The 21,581-nt window shown below is 38.6% G+C and carries 23 protein-coding genes and 1 other RNA gene; 19 read left to right on the forward strand and 5 right to left on the reverse strand.

The window, feature by feature from the left end; genetic code table 11:
- Positions 1–80 precede the first annotated feature (80 nt).
- The 6 genes from ezrA to rarD all read left to right on the forward strand — a co-directional run bounded on the left by ezrA (position 81) and on the right by rarD (position 7,335).
- Positions 81–1,769, forward strand: a complete 1,689-nt coding sequence (ezrA, locus tag AC59HZ_RS00515) for a septation ring formation regulator EzrA (protein WP_496543975.1) — start codon at positions 81–83, stop codon at positions 1,767–1,769.
- Between the two features lie 87 nt (positions 1,770–1,856).
- Positions 1,857–2,999 carry a cysteine desulfurase family protein gene (locus AC59HZ_RS00520; protein ID WP_496543976.1) on the forward strand — a complete coding sequence of 381 codons (1,143 nt, stop codon included), beginning with the start codon at positions 1,857–1,859 and terminating at the stop codon, positions 2,997–2,999.
- On the forward strand, positions 3,000–4,205 hold the full coding sequence (gene thiI / locus AC59HZ_RS00525; RefSeq protein WP_496543977.1) for a tRNA uracil 4-sulfurtransferase ThiI: 1,206 nt from the start codon (positions 3,000–3,002) through the stop codon (positions 4,203–4,205). It abuts the gene before it with no gap.
- A 107-nt stretch (positions 4,206–4,312) separates the two neighbouring features.
- Positions 4,313–4,516: an alpha/beta-type small acid-soluble spore protein gene (locus tag AC59HZ_RS00530; protein WP_496543978.1), complete on the forward strand. Its 204-nt coding sequence runs from the start codon at positions 4,313–4,315 to the stop codon at positions 4,514–4,516.
- A gap of 156 nt (positions 4,517–4,672) precedes the next feature.
- Positions 4,673–6,259 (forward strand): acyl-CoA synthetase MbcS, encoded by a 1,587-nt coding sequence (mbcS, locus tag AC59HZ_RS00535; protein ID WP_496543979.1) that lies wholly within the window; start codon positions 4,673–4,675, stop codon positions 6,257–6,259.
- 149 nt (positions 6,260–6,408) lie between these two features.
- Positions 6,409–7,335 (forward strand): EamA family transporter RarD, encoded by a 927-nt coding sequence (gene rarD, locus AC59HZ_RS00540; protein WP_496543980.1) that lies wholly within the window; start codon positions 6,409–6,411, stop codon positions 7,333–7,335.
- Between the two features lie 228 nt (positions 7,336–7,563).
- Here the strand turns inward: rarD and AC59HZ_RS00545 are convergent, their stop codons facing one another.
- Positions 7,564–8,364 carry an NAD kinase gene (locus AC59HZ_RS00545; protein ID WP_496543981.1) on the reverse strand — a complete coding sequence of 267 codons (801 nt, stop codon included), beginning with the start codon at positions 8,362–8,364 and terminating at the stop codon, positions 7,564–7,566.
- A 164-nt stretch (positions 8,365–8,528) separates the two neighbouring features.
- On the opposite strand from AC59HZ_RS00545, the gene sppA reads away from it, so the two are divergent.
- From sppA to AC59HZ_RS00590, 9 genes are all read left to right on the forward strand, one after another.
- The gene (gene sppA / locus AC59HZ_RS00550; protein WP_496543982.1) at positions 8,529–9,536 is read left to right on the forward strand and encodes a signal peptide peptidase SppA; all 1,008 of its coding nucleotides are present in this window, start codon (positions 8,529–8,531) and stop codon (positions 9,534–9,536) included.
- A gap of 11 nt (positions 9,537–9,547) precedes the next feature.
- On the forward strand, positions 9,548–10,021 hold the full coding sequence (locus AC59HZ_RS00555; protein ID WP_496543983.1) for an RDD family protein: 474 nt from the start codon (positions 9,548–9,550) through the stop codon (positions 10,019–10,021).
- Between the two features lie 69 nt (positions 10,022–10,090).
- On the forward strand, positions 10,091–10,765 hold the full coding sequence (locus AC59HZ_RS00560) for a DUF2953 domain-containing protein (protein WP_496543984.1): 675 nt from the start codon (positions 10,091–10,093) through the stop codon (positions 10,763–10,765).
- Between the two features lie 17 nt (positions 10,766–10,782).
- Positions 10,783–11,253, forward strand: a complete 471-nt coding sequence (ytfJ, locus tag AC59HZ_RS00565; RefSeq protein ID WP_496543985.1) for a GerW family sporulation protein — start codon at positions 10,783–10,785, stop codon at positions 11,251–11,253.
- Positions 11,254–11,391: 138 nt separating this feature from the next.
- Positions 11,392–11,892, forward strand: a complete 501-nt coding sequence (tpx, locus tag AC59HZ_RS00570; RefSeq protein WP_496543986.1) for a thiol peroxidase — start codon at positions 11,392–11,394, stop codon at positions 11,890–11,892.
- A 108-nt stretch (positions 11,893–12,000) separates the two neighbouring features.
- Entirely contained in the window at positions 12,001–12,984 is a 984-nt protein-coding gene (locus AC59HZ_RS00575; RefSeq protein ID WP_496543987.1) for a class I SAM-dependent methyltransferase, read from the forward strand.
- A 226-nt stretch (positions 12,985–13,210) separates the two neighbouring features.
- The gene (locus tag AC59HZ_RS00580) at positions 13,211–14,401 is read left to right on the forward strand and encodes an acetate kinase (RefSeq protein ID WP_496543988.1); all 1,191 of its coding nucleotides are present in this window, start codon (positions 13,211–13,213) and stop codon (positions 14,399–14,401) included.
- Between the two features lie 87 nt (positions 14,402–14,488).
- Entirely contained in the window at positions 14,489–15,331 is an 843-nt protein-coding gene (locus AC59HZ_RS00585; protein WP_496543989.1) for an EcsC family protein, read from the forward strand.
- Positions 15,328–15,840: a MogA/MoaB family molybdenum cofactor biosynthesis protein gene (locus AC59HZ_RS00590; RefSeq protein ID WP_496543990.1), complete on the forward strand. Its 513-nt coding sequence runs from the start codon at positions 15,328–15,330 to the stop codon at positions 15,838–15,840. Before AC59HZ_RS00585 ends, AC59HZ_RS00590 begins: the two co-directional genes overlap by 4 nt.
- Before the next feature lie 140 nt (positions 15,841–15,980).
- On the opposite strand, the gene AC59HZ_RS00595 is transcribed toward AC59HZ_RS00590, so the two are convergent.
- A complete protein-coding gene (locus tag AC59HZ_RS00595; protein WP_496543991.1) occupies positions 15,981–16,295 on the reverse strand; it encodes a hypothetical protein in 315 nt (104 codons plus the stop codon).
- A gap of 113 nt (positions 16,296–16,408) precedes the next feature.
- Positions 16,409–16,858 (reverse strand): universal stress protein, encoded by a 450-nt coding sequence (locus tag AC59HZ_RS00600; RefSeq protein WP_496543992.1) that lies wholly within the window; start codon positions 16,856–16,858, stop codon positions 16,409–16,411.
- Between the two features lie 102 nt (positions 16,859–16,960).
- Between AC59HZ_RS00600 and AC59HZ_RS00605 the strand changes: the two genes are divergently transcribed.
- The gene (locus AC59HZ_RS00605) at positions 16,961–17,122 is read left to right on the forward strand and encodes a hypothetical protein (RefSeq protein WP_496543993.1); all 162 of its coding nucleotides are present in this window, start codon (positions 16,961–16,963) and stop codon (positions 17,120–17,122) included.
- Positions 17,123–17,585: 463 nt separating this feature from the next.
- Positions 17,586–18,704 (forward strand): alanine dehydrogenase, encoded by a 1,119-nt coding sequence (ald, locus tag AC59HZ_RS00610; RefSeq protein WP_496543994.1) that lies wholly within the window; start codon positions 17,586–17,588, stop codon positions 18,702–18,704.
- 305 nt (positions 18,705–19,009) lie between these two features.
- Here ald and ssrS read toward each other — a convergent pair.
- Positions 19,010–19,205: non-coding RNA, 6S RNA (gene ssrS, locus AC59HZ_RS00615), on the reverse strand.
- Between the two features lie 50 nt (positions 19,206–19,255).
- Positions 19,256–20,353: a M24 family metallopeptidase gene (locus AC59HZ_RS00620; protein ID WP_496543995.1), complete on the reverse strand. Its 1,098-nt coding sequence runs from the start codon at positions 20,351–20,353 to the stop codon at positions 19,256–19,258.
- 178 nt (positions 20,354–20,531) lie between these two features.
- Here AC59HZ_RS00620 and AC59HZ_RS00625 point away from each other — a divergent pair, with 178 nt between their 5' ends.
- Both AC59HZ_RS00625 and AC59HZ_RS00630 read left to right on the forward strand, forming a co-directional pair.
- Positions 20,532–21,212, forward strand: coding sequence for a metal-dependent hydrolase (locus AC59HZ_RS00625; protein ID WP_496543996.1), 681 nt, complete (start codon positions 20,532–20,534; stop codon positions 21,210–21,212).
- A 78-nt stretch (positions 21,213–21,290) separates the two neighbouring features.
- Complete coding sequence (locus tag AC59HZ_RS00630) at positions 21,291–21,527, forward strand: hypothetical protein (RefSeq protein ID WP_496543997.1); 237 nt, start codon at positions 21,291–21,293, stop codon at positions 21,525–21,527.
- Positions 21,528–21,581 lie beyond the last annotated feature (54 nt).

Below are 21,581 nucleotides of genomic sequence, written 5' to 3' on the forward strand. Positions count from 1 at the left end.
ATAAAACATTAAGTGATCTTTTTATATAGACGAAAAAATTCTTTAATAGAATCATTGTGTTTGAGCTAGGAGGCTGTCAAGTGAAGTATTTCATTGGTTTATTCTTCCTATTACTAGCCCTATTTGTAGTGGGATATTTAATAAAGAAAAAATATTTTAAAGAAATGGATCAATTGGAAGCTTGGAAAATTGATCTAATGAATCGTCCGATACTGGATGAAATGTCGAAAGTGAAACAGCTTAATATGACTGGACAAACCGAAGAGCTTTTTGAACATTGGCGGAATCAATGGGATGATGTCGTAACTGTGAAACTTCCAGACTTAGAAGAGATGCTGTTTGATGCAGAAGAGTACATAGACAAATACCGGTTCAAAAAGTCAAGAGAAGTTCAACAAAAGATTGCAGAAAAACTGCAGGAAACTGAGGACCAAATTAAAAGTATTTTGGAAGAGCTCCATGAACTTGTTGGCAGCGAGGAGAAAAACAGAGTAGAGATCGAGGAATTAAAAGAGCTTTATCGGGAATCGAAAAAAATGCTTTTAGCTCACCGCCATAGCTTTGGTAATGCTGAAAAATGCTTAGAAGTGCAGCTTGGTGAAGTGACGCAAAAATTTCATGAATATGATGAAAAAACGGAAAACGGCAATTACCTTGAAGCACGTGAAGTCGTATTGATGATGCATAGTACACTTGCCGCAATCAAAAACAATATGAATGTAATCCCTCAGTACTTAATTGAGTGTCAGTCATTGCTTCCAAATCAGCTTGCCGATGTTTTCGATGGATACCGGGAAATGACTGATCAAGGATATTATTTAGAGCACATAAATGTGGAAATAGAAAAAATTCGCTTGGAAGAAAAGCTCACTGAGATTATAATGCTAATTGAAAAAACGGATATTGAGCAAGCTGAAGAAGGAATAAAAGAAGTGAAGGAAAGAGTCGATATTCTCTTTGACCTTTTGGAAAAGGAAGTACATGCCAAGCATTTCGTGTTGAAGAATGAAAAGGTAACGACCGGCCTTCTTGTTTCGGTCGAGGAAGAAATTAACAATCTTTCAAATGAAGTATTTCATATTCAAGAAAGATATCAGTTATCAGATGATGATTTTGAAACACAGCGGAACTTGGAAAAAGAACTTACTGCTGTTTTTAAACATTATGATATTTTATTGGAAAAATTTAAACTCAACGAAACGGCTCAATCTGTTCTAGGCGAGGAATTAAGTGAACTAAAAGAACAATTAGAAATCATCCTCGAAGGACAACAAGCATTTGCTTATAAGCTGCAAGCACTGAGAAAAGATGAAATTGAGGCAAGAGATAAACTAAAAGAACTAACGAAAAAGGTTGGGGAGACTGTACGCCTTGTTGCTAAGAGCAATGCTCCAGGATTACCTGATGACTACAAGTACCTTTACGAAGATACTAACGAAAGTATTCAAAATGTCAGGTATCAGTTGGAGGAAAAGCCGCTTAACATTTCCGCCCTTAATCAATATTTAGAAATTGCTGTATTAACCGTTGATAAACTTGTTTCTTCGACCATTGAATTGATTGAGAATGCAACACTTGCGGAAAAGGCCATTCAATATGGAAACCGATACCGACGCCAGTATCCTTCTGTTGCAAAAAGCTTAACCGATGCAGAAAACGCCTTTAGACACTATGATTATCAAGAGGCTTTAGAGCAAGTTGCCGCTTCATTGGAAGGTATTGACCCAGAAGCATTAAAGAAAATAAAAGCTTCAGCTGTCATGGAATAAAAAACCGATTCTCTCTGAATCGGTTTTTTCTTTTCTTTTTCAAAAGATAGGTTTATGATAAGATTTATTTTTGACGGAGGAAAAACGATGATTTATTTTGATAATAGTGCAACCACAAAACCATATAAAGAGGTTTTAGATTCTTTTGTAACAGTATCCAGCGAATATTTTGGCAACCCCTCTTCTCTGCATAGTATGGGAGGGCAGGCGGAAAAGCTTTTAACACAGGCTAGAGAACAGGTTGCCGGTCTTTTAAAGGTAAAGGCAAATGAGATTTATTTTACCTCTGGCGGGACCGAAAGCAACAACATTGCCATTAAAGGTACTGCCTTATTAAATCGACATAAAGGGCGGCATTTAATTACTTCGAGTGTAGAGCACGCATCAGTTCGAGCAGCAATGGAGCAGCTTGAGCAGGAAGGCTTTGAAATCACCCGATTGCCAGTTGATGAGAACGGCCGAATCTCAGTTGAAGATTTAGAAAAGGCCATTCGAAAAGAAACGATATTAATCTCGATCATGCAGGTAAATAATGAGGTTGGAACCATTCAGCCTATTGAAGAAATAGGCAATATTCTTAAAAAATATCCATCCATCCTCTTTCATGTGGATGCTGTACAAAGTGTAGGAAAAGTACCACTTTCTTTATATAAAAATAATGTAGACCTTTTTTCGCTATCAGGCCACAAATTTCATGGCTTAAAAGGTACTGGTGTCCTATTTATACGAGAGGGCGCAAGACTGACCCCGTTATTTTCAGGAGGCAACCAAGAGCGGAGAATGCGAAGCGGTACAGAAAATGTGGCAGGATTTGTTGCGATGGCAAAGGCGCTCAGGATGACAATGATGAAAAGTGATGCGGGTATTGCAGGAATGGGTGAGATCCAAAATTTGCTCCGAAAAGGCTTAAGCAAAATCGAAGACATTCAGATTCACACACCCGTCCAACATGCTGCACCACATATTTTAAATTTTTCTTTAAAAGGGATTAAATCAGAAGTGTTCATCCATGCTCTTGAGCAAAATGGGATTTTTGTTTCTACAACTAGTGCTTGTTCATCAAAGAAGAAATCACCCAGCAATACACTTCTCGCTATGGGAGTTCCAGAAAGCCTGGCAGAAAGTGCTATAAGAATTAGCTTATCATTTGATAATACAGAGGCTGAAGCCTTAGAAGTCCTTACATTAATTGAAAAAACAGTAAACCAACTACGAAAGGTAATGAAATAGATGAATTATGATCGTATTTTAATACGCTATGGAGAAATATCCACCAAAGGAAGAAATCGCAATAAATTTATTGATAAATTGAAAAAGAGTGTTCGAGTAGCCCTTGCGCCATTTCCAAAAGTAAAAATAGAAGCAAGCCGTGACCGAATGTATGTATTGCTAAATGGTGAAAATGGGATAGAAATCATTGGAAAATTAAAGCATATATTTGGGATTCAGTCCTATAGTCCAGCAATCAGAGTAGAAAAAAATGTGGAGGCATTGAAACAGGCATCGTTTGAGTTAGTAAAATCCCAATTCAAGGATGGCCAAACCTTCAAAATTACAGCTAAAAGGTCGGATAAAACGTTCGAATTGAATACTGATGGAATCAATCAAACAATTGGAGCACATTTGTTAAAAAATATTCCGGGATTAAAAGTGGATGTAAAGAAGCCGGATATTAATTTACGAGTCGAAGTGAGACCAGATGCCATCTATTTATCTTCAGAAACAATTCAAGGGGCCGGCGGACTGCCAATCGGATCAAGCGGGAAAGCGATGCTCATGCTTTCAGGCGGCATAGATAGCCCGGTAGCGGGATACCTATCTATGAAACGCGGCTTGGAAATTGAAGCTGTTCACTTTTTCAGCCCGCCTTTTACAAGTGAAAGATCCAAGGAAAAGGTCATCGACTTATCGAAAAAGCTTGCCGGAATTTTTGGCTCCTTAACACTTCATATCGTACACTTTACAGATATTCAACAGGCCATCCGTGAGCAGGTACCGGAAAATTATTCGATGACATCGACGCGGAGAATGATGTTAAGGATTACAAATGAAATTAGAAAAAAACAAGAGGGCCTTGCGATTATTACTGGTGAGAGTCTTGGACAGGTAGCAAGCCAGACGCTTGAGAGTATGTATGCGATTAACGAGGTGACGAACACCCCAATTCTACGTCCCTTGATTTCGATGGACAAAACGGATATTATTAAAATCGCTGAGGAAATTGACACCCTCGATATTTCGATTCGTCCCTTTGAAGATTGCTGCACAATTTTTGTGCCCTCATCTCCAAAAACGAAACCAAAACGAGAAAAAGTTAACCAGTATGAAAGTTATTTTGATTTTGAACCATTAATTCAAGAGGCTGTTCAAGAGGTTGAAACGCTTGTAATAAAACCAGACAGCGAACATCGCTCGGAATTCAATGAGTTATTTTAAGTATTTGTAAAGTATTTGTGAATTTTTTGTGAATAATTACCAATTGATATTTAGAATGAACCTTGTGAGTTCTACACATTCTATACTCACAAGGAGGTGATTATCACATGGCTAGAGGTAATTCTAATTCATTAGTTGTTCCTGGTGTACAACAAGCGCTTGACCAAATGAAATATGAAATTGCAACTGAATTTGGTGTACAACTTGGTGGAGATACAACTTCACGCGCTAACGGTTCTGTTGGTGGTGAAATCACTAAGCGTTTAGTTCAAATGGCTGAGTCACAATTAGGCGGCGGATTTGCTCGTTAATCAAATTTAATACGATGGCTACAGAGAGTGAGGCTCATGCCTCACTCTCTTATTATGTTGAGAAATATTTTAAATGAATAATAATTTAAAATTTTAGAATAATTTTGTATAATATATTTGAGGGAATTTTATTATCTGAAATTGAGGGGGAGAAGAATGAAACGCGAAGATTTAATTGCACCAGAAAAGTATAATCTTGTGTCAGAGGTTGAGCGATTTGCAAAAGATCCGAGCCATATGGCATTAAAATGGGAAAATGAATCTGGTGAAACAAAGCAGGTTACATATGAGCAATTATTAAAACAAGTTAACCAAGCTGCAAATGTTTTTGCTCAAAATGGTTTGGAGAAAGGCGATGTCGTACTCGTAATCGTTCCACGCCTAATTGAAGCATATGTTGTTTACTTAGCCGCCTTAAAATCAGGGATGGTAGTCATTCCAAGCTCGGAAATGTTAAGGGAAAAGGACCTGCAGTACCGGATTACACATGGTGATGTGAAAGCTGTTGTCAGCTATTATCCGTACGCAGACCAATTTGAAAATATAAAAGCAACACAGCCACTCGTTAAGTTTACAATTGGGGATGAGGAGAATGGCTGGATTCATTTAGATGAAGAAATGAAAGCGGCTTCAGTAGAGTTCCCACTAGCTGACACACTTCGGGATGATATGGCCTTTTTATCCTATACTTCAGGAACAACAGGAAATCCAAAAGGGGTAGTCCATACACATGGATGGGCGTTTGCTCATTTAAAGACCGCTGCAGCCAAATGGCTATGCATCGAAGAAGGTGATACTGTTTGGGCAACAGCAGGCCCAGGCTGGCAAAAGTGGATATGGAGTCCTTTCCTTTCCGTTCTTGGATCAGGTGGAACTGGATTAGTCTATAATGGGAAATTTGAGCCGAAAAAGTATTTAACTCTACTACAAAAATATGATGTGAATGTTCTATGCTGTACTCCAACAGAATACCGCTTAATGGCAAAGGTAGATAATTTAGCTGATTACACGCTGTCTAATCTCCATAGCGCTGTTTCAGCTGGAGAGCCGCTAAATCGTGAGGTAATTGACACGTTTAGAAAATATTTCAATGTGGATGTCCGTGATGGCTATGGCCAAACGGAGAATACATTACTGGTTGGTGTGACCAAAGGGATGGAATTAAAGCCGGGTTCAATGGGCAAGCCGACTCCAGGGAACAGAGTTGAAATTATCAATGAAGAGGGCCAGGTCTGCACAGTTGGTGAAGTTGGCGATATTGCTGTACACGTGGAAACGCCGGCATTATTCAAAAATTATTATAAGGACCCTGAAAGAACAGCCATGCAGTTCCGCGGCGATTATTATGTCACAGGGGATAAAGCCAAAATGGACGAGGAAGGTTATTTCTGGTTCGAAGGCCGCGGCGATGATATTATCATCAGTTCCGGATACACAATTGGGCCTTTTGAAGTTGAGGATGCACTTGTTAAACATCCATTTGTAAAAGAATGTGCGGTTGTCGCAAGCCCTGATGAAATTCGTGGATTTATTGTTAAGGCATTTGTTGTCTTACAAGAAAATGTTGATCTGAATGAGCCTGAATTAACCAAATCTCTTCAGGAGCATGTAAAAACACTGACAGCTCCATATAAGTATCCAAGAAAAATTGAGTATTTGACAGAGCTTCCGAAAACAACTTCTGGTAAAATTCGCCGGATTGAACTGCGCCAAAAAGAAATGGAAACTGTAAAGAAAAATTAATCTTCATAATCAAAAAGCAGGCAGGATCGTATCTGCCTGCCTTTTTTAATGGAATGAATTAGTAAGCAAAAAAATCCCCAATTAAGGTTGTTTCACGTTATAATATAAAAATATTTCGAAACTAGAAAGAATAGGGGATCGATAGATAGATGAAAAAGAGTGAAACACAGCTAGGGGTTATCCATGCCGGATTTTCCTATCTGCTTTGGGGATTATTGCCGATTTACTGGAAGCTTTTAGATAATGTAAATGCAAAGGAAATTCTTGCAAACCGCGTTTTTTGGTCATTTATTTTTATGGCAGTTGTTCTTATCTTCTCAAAAAAATGGGGATTATTCATTCGCACTTTTAAAGGCTTTGCCCAAAATAAAAAACAGATGTATGCCTTAATCATTGCTTCACTTCTAATCAGTATTAATTGGTTTATTTATATTTGGGCAGTAAATAGTGGTCATATGATCGAAGCAAGTTTCGGCTATTATATTAATCCTCTAGTGAGCATTTTATTGGGAATGGTTGTCTTGAAGGAAAAGTTATCGGTATCCCAATATGTATCCTTTGTTTTGGCTGGGATTGGGGTTGCGATTATCACAATATCTCATGGGAATTTCCCGTGGATCGCCATCAGTCTTGCTGTTTCTTTCGGACTATACGGACTGGCTAAAAAGTTGATTAATGTCGATTCTGTCGTAGGGTTAACATTAGAGACTTTAGTAGTGGCGCCATTCGCTGCGATATATATTGTTATTTTATTTGTAAATGATTCAAATGCATTTTTATCAGAAGGTATTGGCACTGATTTCCTCTTAATTGGTGCTGGGGCCGCAACAGCAATTCCTTTGCTTTATTTTGCAAAAGGGGCACAAAAAATTCCCCTTTCCTTACTCGGCATCCTGCAATATATCGCACCAACAATCACACTGCTGCTAGGTGTATTTGTTTATCAAGAACATTTTTCAAAAATACAGTTGCTTTCGTTCTTATTCATTTGGTCAGCTTTAACCATTTATTCTCTTTCAAAAACCAAACTATTTCCACAAAGTGGATTAAAGGCTCGGGGAGAAAAAAGAACATAAAAATAAAACCTTATCCTGTTTTTTAGGATAAGGTTTTTTTAGGCTCTGTTAAACTTGGTTGTTGATTTGCGCTCCAGGCGCGAGCGGTTCGCGGGCGTGCCGGGGAGCCTCCTCGGCGCTTTGGCGCCTGCGGGGTCTCCCCTGTCCCGTACTCCCGCAGGAGTCTTCTCGCCTTCCGCTCCAATCAACAGTGTAAAAATTAGCAATGGTCTTTAACTGAGCGATTTTTTAAAGGAATGTCCGCTTTACTTTTTGCCAGAAGGAGTTGTCCTTTAATTTAAGGGTTTTTATTTTTTTGTCACTTAAGCTAATTTTGATTTTGTCCACATGACGAATGCTTAATGCCTCGTTGTCCATGCCCATTGTCGGGTGGTCGTTGCCGTCCTGAATAACCCTTAGCGTTAGTGTTCGGTCACTGCTTAAAATAAACGAAGAACCGAGGGTACGGTATCGATTATTATTAACGGATGCAACCTCACTAACTTGCATACAGGAAAGTAAAGGGTCAACAATGGAACCGTTAACGGATTTATTATAGGCGGTGCTTCCGGTTGGTGTGGCAACAATCAGGCCATCACCGCGGAATGTTTCTAAATGAAGGTCATCGACAATCACATCCACCACGAGCGTTTTAATTATCGACGAGCGGATGGAGAATTCATTTAAGCAAGGAAAAGTTCCTTGTCCATCAACAGAAACCTCAATCAGCGGATAACGCCGAACCTCTAACTTTTCATTGAGCATAGCTAAAATCATGGATGGAATGTCTTCAATTTTAAAATCACAATACATATTTAAACTGTTTTTTATCGAAATCCCCATATAAAGACAATCATCTCGAAAACCAGTTTTTCTAACTGCTTGGAGAAAGGCACCGTCATCGCCAATACTGGCAATGATATTTGCTTTCCGATAATCATTCACGATGGTAAATCCATAACGTTCACTTGCTTCAAAAAGAGGAGCGGCTTTTGCAAGCAATCCGGGATCTCGCTTGTAATCATAGTAAATATTGCGTCTTTCTGTCATGGCAGGGCCCCCTTGTCTAAGAACTGAAATATAGAATGTTTCCCCTATTTTCAATTTAATCATTGGTAAATTAATGTTTGAATGCATTTAGTTTAGCATGTTTAAGAAACAATATGAATGAATGAACGTAAAAGTTCAGAGTTTTGACAAAAGGGGGAAACACATTGAATGGAAAACGCTGGGCCGCACTTGGAATTGCAGCCGTGTTATTTATCGGATCAGTCATCATTAATCTATTATCATCCTTTGCTTTTAAAGGAATTGAAACGGATTTAAATGACTTTATGGATTCAGATAAGCCATATTCGGAGGAAGTGGTTCAAAACGGAAGCGAGTTAAAAAAAATCGTCATCCTTGATATAAATGGAGTAATCCAGGACACAGGGGACTCAGAATCGATTTTACAAAGCCCAGGTTATAACCACCAGGAGTTTTTGAAGAAGCTAAATTATATTAAAAAGGATGATACGGTTAAAGGAATCATCATTAAGGTTAATTCTCCTGGAGGCGGGGTGGTTGAAAGCGCAGAAATTCATGATAGGTTAAAGGAAGTCCAAAGGGATACGAAAAAACCAGTATATATATCTATGGGCTCCATGGCTGCATCAGGAGGATATTATATTTCAACGGCAGCGAAAAAAATTTATGCCAGCCCTGAAACACTTACGGGCAGCCTTGGGGTAATCATGGAAGGAATTAATTATCAAGGACTGGCAGATAAATACGGTGTGGATTTTGTTACGATTAAAAGCGGTAAATATAAGGATATCATGAGTCCGACAAGAAAAATGACGGACGAAGAACGCCAAATTATACAAAGAATGATTGATAATTCATATGAGGGCTTTGTCAAAGTGATCTCTGAAGGGCGTCATATGACAGTGGAACAAGTTAAAAAGATTGCAGATGGTCGAGTCTATGATGGCCGGCAGGCGAAGGATTTAAATCTTATCGATGGATTCGGCTATTTAGATGATGTCATTTCGGAGATGAAAAGTAATGAAAAGCTTAAAGGTGTCAAGGTGGTGCGTTATTCTGATGATCTTGGGATAGGTTCCTTATTTAATTTAACAGCGAAAAAATGGATGAGTGATCGCATTGAAATGACAGGTCTTATAAAAGTACTTTCCAAGCCGAATTCACCGCGTCTTATGTATCTTTATGCTGAATAGGAGGGCTATAAATGGAAACGAATGATTACTCTGACGACGAGCATAGTGTTTTAGAGACAATGAATGTGCCAGTTCGCTATGCTGGCTTTTGGATGCGGTTTTGGGCCTATCTCCTTGATTTAATCGTTATCAGCAGTATCGGGCGCATTCTAATCAAGCCTGTTTTTCGCGTGCTTGATCTATCATTATCCGAATTTAATATGTTTGCCCCTATATCAATTGTTTCTGCTGTCATTTTTTACGCGTACTTCGTCCTGATGACAAAATATTTCAATCAAACACTTGGAAAAATGGTTTTTGGGCTAAAAGTAAAGGATTTACATCAGGAAAAATTATCATGGGGAACGGTTCTTTTTCGCGAATGGATTGGCCGGTTTATTTCAGTAACGATTATATTAGGATATCTCATTGTTGCGTTTTTACCTAAAAAACAAGGAATACATGATCTTTTCACTGACACTACAGTCATTCATGCCGAACGCTAAAAATAGAACTATCAACTACAATGTTGATAGTTTTTTTGTGAATAGGAAATACTAACAGTCGGAAAGGTTGTGAATATTTTGTTTTGGCTGTTGCTTTCCCTGTCTATCCTGTTGCTCTTATTTATCCTTATCATATTTTCTAAATTAACGATTCTTGTAAATTATTATCACCATAACGACAATGATGATTTAAAGGTAGAGTTTAGGATTTGGTTTGGATTAATTAGATTTAAAAAACATATTCCATTAATCAAAGTGGATGATAATTCCCCAAGCATTGTGGTAAAAGATGGTTCATCCGATAAAAATGTCACACAAATTACTTCAGACGATATGCTTACGAATCTGAAAAATACAAAAGAAATGCTGAAACACGTTTTTGGAATGCATATCATCGTGAGGAAGTTCTTCCAGAAAGTTACGATAAAAAAATTTGAGTGGCACTCGATGATTGGGGTCGGCGATGCTGCACATACTGGAATGGCAACAGGTGCGTTATGGGCGGTGAAAGGGGGCATTCTTGGACTGCTGAGCCATTTTTTAAAACTAAAAGAAATGCCACAATTGACGGTAACCCCGCATTTTCAAGCAGCTGTTATTCACACACAGTTAACATGTATTTTTCAGTTTCGAATCGGGCAAGCTATTCTAGCAGGATTAAAACTGATTAAATTCTGGAAGGGCGGGAAACCGCACTTTAAAAGCAAAGCAAATATTTCAAATGAAAAAATGAAATCCATTTGAATGAGGAGGATACGATCATGTCTGATCACCCAATTCAAGGTTTAATGACAACGGCGATGGAAAGCTTGAAAGAAATGATTGATGTAAATACGATCATTGGGGATCCAGTTGAAACCCCAGACGGAAGTGTCATTTTAACAGTTTCAAAGGTTGGTTTTGGATTTGCTGCAGGAGGCAGTGAGTTTAAGATGGATAGTTCCCAGTCTGGCGGCCAAAAACAAGAGCAAGGCCAAGGGCAAGGTCAGGGCCAAGTCAAACTGCCATTTGGCGGCGGTAGCGGGGGCGGAGTTTCAATTACACCCATTGCCTTTTTAATTGTTAATTCACACGGAGTCAAAATGCTTCACCTAGATGAAAGTACTCATTTATATGAGAAAATATTAGAGGTTGCACCGCAGGCAGTTGATAAAATTCAGCAAATGTTCTCTAAAAAAGATGATGGTAGAATTCATACTAACCATCAGACTAAACATGATTTAGATTTATAAAGATTAAGGTTAATCTTCCAACGAACAAGGAAGATTAACTTTTTTCATGATATAAGCTATGCGAAAGCCTTAATAATTGCAAAAATAATTCTGAAAAGATATATTTACACTGTACATAATTAAAAGGAGGATGATAGTATGGCAAATGTTACTTTTAAGGGGAACCCAGTTACATTACTTGGAAATGAAGTAAAAGTAGGAGAAAAAGCTCCAAATTTCTCCGTACTTGCAAATGACCTTTCTGCTGTTACTTTAGACAATACTAAGGGGCAGGTTCGTTTAATCAGTTCAGTACCTTCACTGGATACTGGTGTATGTGATGCAGAAACACGCCGTTTTAACGAAGAAGCTAATTCTTTAGGAGACGTTAAAATCTTAACAATCAGCTGTGATCTTCCATTTGCACAAAAACGCTGGTGTGCAGCAGCTGGAATCGAAAATGTACAAACATTATCGGATCACCGCGACCTTTCATTTGGTGAAGCATTTGGCGTAGCAATCCAAGAATTAAGATTATTAACTCGTGCCATTTTTGTTGTGGATTCAAGCGACACAGTTACCTATGTGGAATATGTAAGTGAAGCTACCAATCACCCTAACTATGAAGCAGCACTTGAAGCAGCAAGAGCGGCAAAATAAATCTAAATAAATAAGGGTCTCGTCAATTGGCGGGGCCTTTTTAGTTGTTTAAATTTTTATTTTTCGTTTAAAATGAGTAAGGAAATTAATGAATGGGGAGTAACAAAAATGAAAATAACTCCAACAGAACAGTTATTTACTTTATTCAATGAAACAGCTCTTATTCTGCAGGAAGAATTAGATTGTACTTATCTAGAAGCCCTAGCAGAAACAGGGGAAAATTTATTTCAAGGCTCTATTCTTCAGGAGGAACTAAGTGAATTAACCGTTAAAAGGTTAAAGAAACAATATGAAGAAATTCAATTGCAAAAGTTTTCGAATGAGGAAATTCGCAAAGCGTACCAGCTGGTTATTTTAAAAGGCATGAAGGAAAATGTTCAACCCAATCATCAAATGACCCCTGATACGGTAGGGATGCTAATAGGCTATCTCGTGGATAGATTTATGAAACAATCAAGTCTTCGCTTGCTGGACCCTGCTGTCGGAACCGGGAATTTATTAACGACAGTTCTAAATCACCTGCATAAAAAGGTAGCCTCAATTGGTGTCGAGGTTGACGACTTGTTAATCAAGCTTGCTTATGTCAATGCTAATTTACAGGAACATCCAGTCCAGCTTTTTAATCAGGACAGCCTGGAGCCGTTATTTATTGATCCTGTTGAAGCAGTCATTGCGGATTTACCAGTTGGATTTTATCCCAATGATGTAAGAGCAGCAGATTATCAATTAAAAGCAAATGAAGGTCATTCTTTTGCTCATCATTTATTTATTGAGCAAAGTGTCCGGCACACAAAGCCTGGAGGCTATTTATTTTTCATTATTCCGAATGGACTGTTTGAAAGTGAACAAGCTGCCCAGCTGCGGGAATATTTTAAGGATCAGGTTATCATCCAGGGATTGCTTCAACTGCCGACAGGTATGTTTAAAAATAAAAATGCGGCAAAGAGCATCCTTATTTTGCAGAAAAAAGGAGAGGACGTCGAGCCTCCAAAACAAGCGCTGCTTGTTGATTTGCCAAGTTTGTCAAACGCCGTGGAAATGGATAAAATTTTAACAAAAATGGAAAAATGGTTTCAAGAAAATAAAGGATAAAATCGGTAAAAACTACCGGTTTTATCCTTTTTGATTATTCAATTAATTTGAATATAATTATATTTCCGTTGAAAACGTTCCCAGCTAAATTATTCCTTGAAATGTGATTACTACAGTGATTTAATGAGGAATTGAGAGAAAGAAACAAGGTCGGTTTGCACAAAATAAAGTTGTATTAATTTCGTATACTCCAACCGATGTTGTTATATAAAAGGAGCGTCAGCAAATGGCAAAAGTTATTGCAATTAATGCAGGAAGTTCGTCCTTAAAGTTTCAATTGTTCGAAATGCCAAGTGAAAATGTAATTACTAAGGGTCTTATTGAACGGATTGGTTTAAAAGATTCTATTTTTAATATCACAGTAAACGGTGAAAAAATACAAGAAATTACTGATATACCTGATCATGAAGTAGCTGTAAAAATGCTTTTGGATAAATTAACAACCCTTGGTATTATTGCTTCACTTAGTGAAATTGAAGGAGTTGGCCACCGTGTTGTACATGGGGGAGAAGAATTTAATGATTCTATCCTAATTACAGATGAAGTCATGGAGAAAATTCAAGAATTATCGGACTTAGCGCCTTTGCATAATCCTGCAAATATCACAGGAATCCAGGCTTTCAAGCGTGTGCTTCCAGATGTTCCGGCTGTTGCGGTGTTTGATACAGCCTTCCATCAAACAATGCCGGAGAGTTCGTTCCTTTATAGTCTTCCATATGAATACTACGAAAAATATGGAATACGAAAGTACGGTTTTCATGGAACGTCTCATAAATATGTATCCCAGCGTGCTGCAGAACTATTAGGTCGTCCTGTAGAACAGCTTCGATTAATTTCTTGCCACCTTGGGAACGGAGCAAGTATCGCAGCGATTGAGGGCGGAAAGTCGATTGATACTTCCATGGGCTTTACACCCCTTGCAGGAGTAACAATGGGAACCCGTTCCGGAAATATTGACCCTGCTCTTATTCCGTTTATTATGGAGAAAACCGGGCAATCGGTTGAAGAGGTACTTGATGTACTAAATAAAAAGAGCGGTATGTTAGGTGTGACAGGCTTCTCCAGCGATTTAAGGGATATTGAAATCCAGGCAAAGCAAGGAAATAACCGGGCACAGCTAGCACTGGATGTGTTTGCAAATCGCATTCATAAATATATTGGTTCTTATGCTTCACGTATGTATGGAGTTGATGCGATCATTTTTACAGCAGGTATTGGTGAAAACAGTGATGTCATTAGAGAAAATGTCTTAAAAGGCCTTGAATTTATGGGTGTTTATTGGGATCCAGCTTTAAATAAAGTTAGAGGCGAGGAAGCTTTTATTAATTACCCTCACTCCCCGGTAAAGGTCATCATCATTCCAACAAATGAAGAAGTAATGATCGCAAGAGACGTTGTACGTTTAGCGGCAATCTAATAAACAAAAAGGCAAAGGCAGGTGACTGCTTTTGCCTTTCTTTGTGCTATACTGAAGGAAATAGATATAAAAAGGGGGAGCCTAAACATGCCGCTGACTGACCGCGAGAGCAGAGTCTTGAATGATATTCGCGAATGGGAAAAGAAAATACTTAACTATGAAGCAAGCGATTTTCGTTTAACATATGAAAAATATTTAGAACGTTCCTTTTCCTTATTACCTGAAATTGTTCAAACACAGTTTTTTTCGGTTATAGATAGCTGGTTGTTTTATTTAAATGGAATTATCCAGGGTTCCCAGCTTCAAAGGGATGCGAAGAACAGAATTCTTTCTTCGGGGAGAGTTTTTCTGAAAGATATCGAAAAGATAGAAGACTTAAAGCAATTAGAGATTGATCAATTACAATACATAGCTGACCAGCAAATAGGGAGGCACCGTTTATATTCGTTTGTCCAAGGGGGATTTGCAGGTACAGGCGGACCCCTCCTTTTAGGAACCGATATTCCCGCAATGGCAGTGATTAATTTAAGAGCGGTTCAATTAATTGCATGTGTATATGGTTTTGAGGTAAATTCCCCATATGAAATGATGACATCACTCAAGGTTTTTCATACAGCAACACTGCCTCCAGGAATCCAAAAGGATGGCTGGTCCTCCTTGATGGAGGACCTAGAAGCTAATGGGGATCCTTATTTTTATGAAGGTAAGGAAGAAATCACCGATATCACCTGGCTTGAGCAGCCTGTCCAACAATTATTAAAAGCGATGGTGATTGCCCTGTTTCGAAAAAAATTGATTCAAGGGGTTCCTCTAATCAGCATGGCTTTAGGTGCGGGTGCAAATTATCAATTAACGAAAAATGTAACTGATTTGGCCCATAGATATTATCAACTTCGCTATCTTATGGAAAAAGAGGAGTCTTTTGAATGAGCACTAAGGAGCATAAACAAGAAGCACCTAAAACGGTAAAATGCAAGGTCATCACGGTCAGCGATACGAGAGATAAGGATACAGATAAAAGTGGAAAACTGATGATCGACTTACTTGAACAAGCTGGGCATAAGATTGTTGACTATGTGATTGTGAAAGATGAAACGGCACCTATTGAAACGGAAATTCTCAAAGGCTGCAGTCGTGATGATATTGATGTCATTTTAACAAATGGCGGTACCGGGATCGCCAAGCGCGATGTTACAATTGAAACGGTTCAAAATCTTTTGGAGAAGGAAATTGTCGGCTTCGGTGAATTGTTCCGGATGTTAAGTTATCATGAGGATATTGGGGCCTCGGCCATCCTTTCGAGAGCGATTGCCGGAGTGGTCCAAAATAAAGCTGTATTCTCCACTCCAGGCTCAACAGGAGCTGTTAAGCTTGCAATGAATAAATTAATCCTGCCTGAACTAGGCCATGTAGTAAGAGAAATAAAGAAAGATTTATAAAATAGGCTATGTTAAAGAGCAGTGTTGATTTTTAACACTGTTGATTGGAGTGGAAGGCGCGAAGCGCCTGGAGCGCAAATCAACAACTAAGTTTAACAGAACCATAAAAAGAGAAAAACTCCCTGTTTGAGGGAGTTTTTTTAGTGATGGGATTTAGCAGATAAAGTTTGGTTTGCTCGGAACCATAACCATAAATCATTAATGATTGAGGCCAAATCTGCTATTTCGGTATTTAATTGACATGAACGCTTAAAGTCACTTTCATCGGAAAGCTGTGCTTGTTTATGATTGATTTCGTTTTCGAGATCGACAATCCGGTCAGGAATGGAGCCGCGGATTTGTTCCCAATTAAATAAAATGTCTTGCTGGGTTTCTTTACTAAATTCGTCCCAATCAATGGTTAAATCAGGCAGGAAAATACCAAGACGTTCATCGAAAGAAAAATGCTCTTTCATTTTTTGCCTCCAAGCTAGAGTTGTTTTATTAATTGTACTACACATCTAGTATTCATTCACGATAAAACTATTAAAAAAGCACGAAACTGGATTAGCTTCGTGTCTTACCGTTATTAATTTTCTTTTACTGTACGGACAACTAGAACGTCACATGGAGCATACCGGGTAATATGCTCAGAGACACTTCCGATAAAGAACCTTTCGACAACATTCAGTCCAGTTGCTCCACAAAGGATTAAATCTACCTTGTGCTTTCTAGCTAATTCCCTAGGGATTCTAACTTTAGGAGAGCCAAAATCAATTTCATATTGAACTTCTGGTAATCCAGCATCAATTGCCTGTTGTTGATAATTTTCAAGCATATCCTTGGCCAGCTTTTCTGCCCGATCTCCAATGACAGTATCGTACGCATCTACTAATGCAAATGATCTTGTGTCGATTACATGGACTAAAAGTAGTTTGGCATTATTTCTTTTAGCAATTTCAATTCCTTTTTTAAATGCCCAATCAGCTTCCTTTGAACCATCAACTGCGACTAAAATATTTTGATATTTAAGTCCCATGATCATCATCTCCTCACCTTTATTATACAAAATTTAACAGCGTATAAATGTTGCAATTTTTCGAACAATAATCAGGAATCTTACAATGAAAAGGAGAATAATATGATAATTAATCGTGACCCTAATAAACAGTTTTCATTTGAGTTTGATGAACAAGGGGCAAATGAGGTAAGCGAGCAAATTTTTGATTCGTATAATTCGGGTTTTATTGATCAAGGAACTGCGCTGGCTGATAGTGATGATTTTACGGAAGCAGAAGAATAGTAGAAATTTATATGAAGAAGAAGACTGTCCCTGAACTGGACAGTCTTTTTTTGGACAAATGTCTTGGGAAATTCGTATAAGAAGGGCATTTACCCAAGAATTCGGTTAAGCAAATGCATATTCTTTAGTGTGGAATTTTATTAAATATGAGGTGGAAAAAGATGAATACCATAATGCCTGCTGAGGTGCATTATGATATTCCAACCTGGTGCTAATAAGGCACCCCCCGCTAACCCAGTTAAGAATGGGAACCCGAAGCCAAAACCAAATGGGCAACCGAATCCACCAAATCCAAAGCCGGGTCGGCCCAATCCACCAAATCCACCAAAATGTCCAAAACCTCCAAATGGGATCGTTAACTTTCATAGGAATTGCTAATAGCTACATCTTCCTTAGGGAAAAGGTTATAATAAAATAGTCTTGGTATATTTTAGGATTGATAATTTAATGTGGAGGTAAGCGCATGCGGATCGGGGTACCTAAAGAGATTAAAAATAATGAAAACCGTGTAGCTATGACACCGGCAGGAGTGGTTAATCTTGTGAAATTTGGTCATGAGGTTATGATTGAAATTGGCGCAGGACTCGGTTCGGGTTTTTCCGATGAGGATTATAGCTCTGCTGGTGCGAAACTAGTAGAAACTGCAGAAGAAGCATGGTCAATGGAAATGGTTATGAAGGTAAAAGAGCCGCTTCCAAGCGAATATAAAAACTTCCGTGAAGGGTTAATCTTATTTACATATTTACATTTAGCACCTGAACCAGAATTAACGAAGGCGTTAATTGATAATAAAGTGGTCGGCATCGCTTATGAAACGGTTCAGTTAGAAAACCGCAGCCTGCCGCTATTAACGCCGATGAGTGAAGTAGCAGGGAGAATGGCTGCCCAGATAGGTGCTCAATTTTTAGAAAAAGTTTACGGTGGTAAGGGAATACTTCTCTCCGGTGTTCCTGGTGTTCATAGGGGAATAGTAACGATTATTGGCGGTGGAGTAGCTGGAACAAATGCCGCTAAAATGGCGATTGGCTTAGGAGCCAAGGTTACGATTATTGATTTAAATCCTGACCGTTTACGCCAATTAGATGATATTTTTGGATCAGATGTAACTACATTAATGTCTAACCCTTATAATATTGCCGAGGCGGTTAAGGAATCCGATTTAGTCATAGGTGCGGTTCTCATCCCTGGGGCGAAGGCGCCAAAGCTTGTAACGGAGGAAATGATACAATCGATGAAACCTGGCAGCGTGGTCGTTGATATTGCTATTGATCAAGGCGGTATTTTTGAAACAACTGACCGAATCACCACACATGATAATCCAACATACGAAAAGCATGGTGTAGTTCATTATGCTGTAGCCAATATGCCGGGTGCGGTACCGAGAACTTCGACGATTGCATTAACTAATGTGACTGTTCCATATGCAGTGCAAATTGCCAATAAGGGCTATCAAAAGGCGTGCCTGAGTAATGAAGCACTTTTAAAGGGAATTAATACACTTGGCGGTTTTGTTACCTATGAGGCAGTCGCAGAGGCCCATGGCTTAGAATTTAAAGATACGAGAACATTGCTGGAAAAATAAATATTTAACATGGCTTCATGAGGACAGCTCTAGTAGTTTTCGAACTAGTTCTGTTCTTATGGAGCTTTTACGAGGACAGTTTCCGTGGTTTTTGAGCTAGTTTTGTCCGCATAGAGCTTCCATGAGAACAGGTCCGGTGGTTTTTGGATTGATTTTGTCCACATGGGGCTTCCATGAGGACAGATTTCGTAGATTTTGAACTGATTTTGTCCTCAACCCGAATAAATAATTATTATTTACCAGCTTTTTATTCTACAAAATAGAAAAACCAGTTCCAAAATGGAACTGGTTTTAAGATTAAAACTTATGTAGCCGCCTTTGCCGTATCTATATAAGAAAGTTTTAAACCACCACTCCTCAAAGTGGGTGTTTTCAGAAACTTTTCTGCGTGTCCTCCATGTCTTTTAGACAGAGGCTTGTCATGCCAGCTTCGATGTTTAAACTCCCTATTACAGCTTAAAGGTTAAAACTTTATTATCATTACGTACAACGCAGCTTGTATTTGTATAATACACCAATTAGCCGTGTGATTCAATGTAAAAAAAATCCAATTACTTAATAATTTGAAGCTCTTTCGGGAATTTCGTTAAAATTTTAGCACCATCTGCTCCAATAAACAAATCATCCTCAATCCGGACACCGGCAACTTCAGGTACATATATTCCCGGTTCTATTGTATAAACCATGCCTTCTTCAATAATTAGCTGATTGGTCTCCGTTAATGACGGATATTCATGAACGCTTATACCAAGTCCATGTCCAAGGCGGTGTGGGAAATACTCGCCATATCCTGCTTCAGCAATAATCCTGCGTGCCGTTAAATCTACTTCAGCAGCAGACACACCAGGCTTACTTGCCTCAACCGCAGCAAGCTGTGCTTTTAAAACAGTATCATAAATTTCCTTTTGTTTATCATTAATATCCCCATAAGCAACTGTCCGGGTAATATCCGAACAATAGCGATCAACGACGACTCCTAAATCAAATAAAACTAAATCACCTTTTTGAATTCTCGTTGTCCCAGGATTGCCGTGAGGGGAAGCTGCATTTGTTCCAGTCAAAACCATCGTTGAGAAGGACATTTCAGTGACGCCCTTTTGTTTTAGCGCATACTCAACCGCATTTAGAACTTCCAGCTCTGTCCGGCCCTCTTTTATTTCACTTACACCGACTTCAATTGCATAATCCGCTAGGGCACATGCTTCTTCGATAATCTTTAATTCTTTGGCATCTTTGATCATACGAAGTATTCTTAGTTTTTCCTCTGCTGAAACATATGCTGCACCAGGGAATAGTCTTGAAAGATGTTCATAGCGCTCTACATTCAAATGTTCTTTTTCAATAGCAACCTTTGCAACAGCATTTATCCGCTTATTGATAGCATTTAACACCATTTCCCATGGATTTTCTATATCGCTGAATCCAATGATTTCATGCTCCCAGCCAGAACGTCTGGCATCATGGACTTCCATGGCCGGACAGACCAGAAACGGCTCCTGCTCTTGAAAAACGGCAAGCGCAAGCAAGCGTTCATGCGGGTTAGTATAATAACCGCTTAAATAAAATACGTTTTCAGAAGAGGTTAGGAAGCTAACTTCAATATCATTTTCCTTCATCCATGTCTGAAGCTTTTTTAAACGTTGATTCATTATTTGGAGCCCTCCTAAAAAATTCAAATCCACTATGAGATTATCAATATTAAAAGTAATTGTAAACTATCTGACCTTAGCATGTGCTAAAACAAATCAGTTCTGGATATAAATGAGGAAGGAAATCCAAGCTTTTTATGGAAGTACATAATAGAGCATATTTGAAAGGGGATAAAAAATGAAAATTTCTTACCATGGCCACTCTGTTGTACAAATTTTTTCTAATGGAAAAACGATTATGATTGATCCATTCATTTCAGGCAACTCATTGACAGATTTAAAAGTCGAGGATGTAAAACCTGATGTCATCATTTTATCACATGGCCACGGTGACCATGTCGGTGATACCGTGCAATTGGCGAAAAAGCATAATGCTCTTGTCATCGCCAACGCTGAGCTTTCTGAATTTTTAAGCTGGCAAGGAGTAAATACCCATGCTATGCATATTGGCGGTGCTTATCAGTTTGATTTTGGGAAAGTGAAGCTGACGCAGGCGTTTCATGGTTCGAGCTATACGCTAGAAAATAATCAAATCGTCTATTGCGGCATGCCTGCAGGAATTCTATTTATGAATGAAGGAAAAACGGTTTACCACGCCGGTGACACCGGATTATTCTCTGATATGAAATTAATAGGGGAACGTCATCCAATTGATCTCGCCTTCCTGCCAATCGGTGATAATTTTACAATGGGACCTGAAGATGCTGCTTATGCAGCAAAACTATTGAATGCAAAAACAGTTGTTCCAATGCACTATAATACCTTCCCGCCTATCAAACAGGATCCATATCAATTTATTGAAATGCTCGATGCTAAAAATGGTAAGGTGTTAAATCCTGGAGAAGCGATAGAATTATAAAGTTCCTGGGCATTCGCATACTTTTTTTCCTCCCAAATGCATAAAAATGAAACAAGCACTTATGAAGGAGGAAGAAAGTTGAAGAAAAATAGATATTTACTATGCCTGTTGCTCTGTGGATTTATGCTTTATTTTGCTGTACCACGATTATCGCTACATGCTGAGGGGCTAGAGGGTGCTTTTTCGCTCGTCTGGCTGGCCTTTGCATTAATTGTATTGGCAGGGAATTTAACAGGAATCTTATATAGTCCAAAGAAAACTGTTCAAAAAAACCAGTCTCAGAAATTAAAGAGAAAATCACGCTCTTTTCATTAATCCGTGAGAAACCGCATTGAATCAAGGCTTTTTAAACTTTATAATAAAATTTAT

Source organism: Neobacillus sp. DZ-9, from assembly GCF_059587065.1.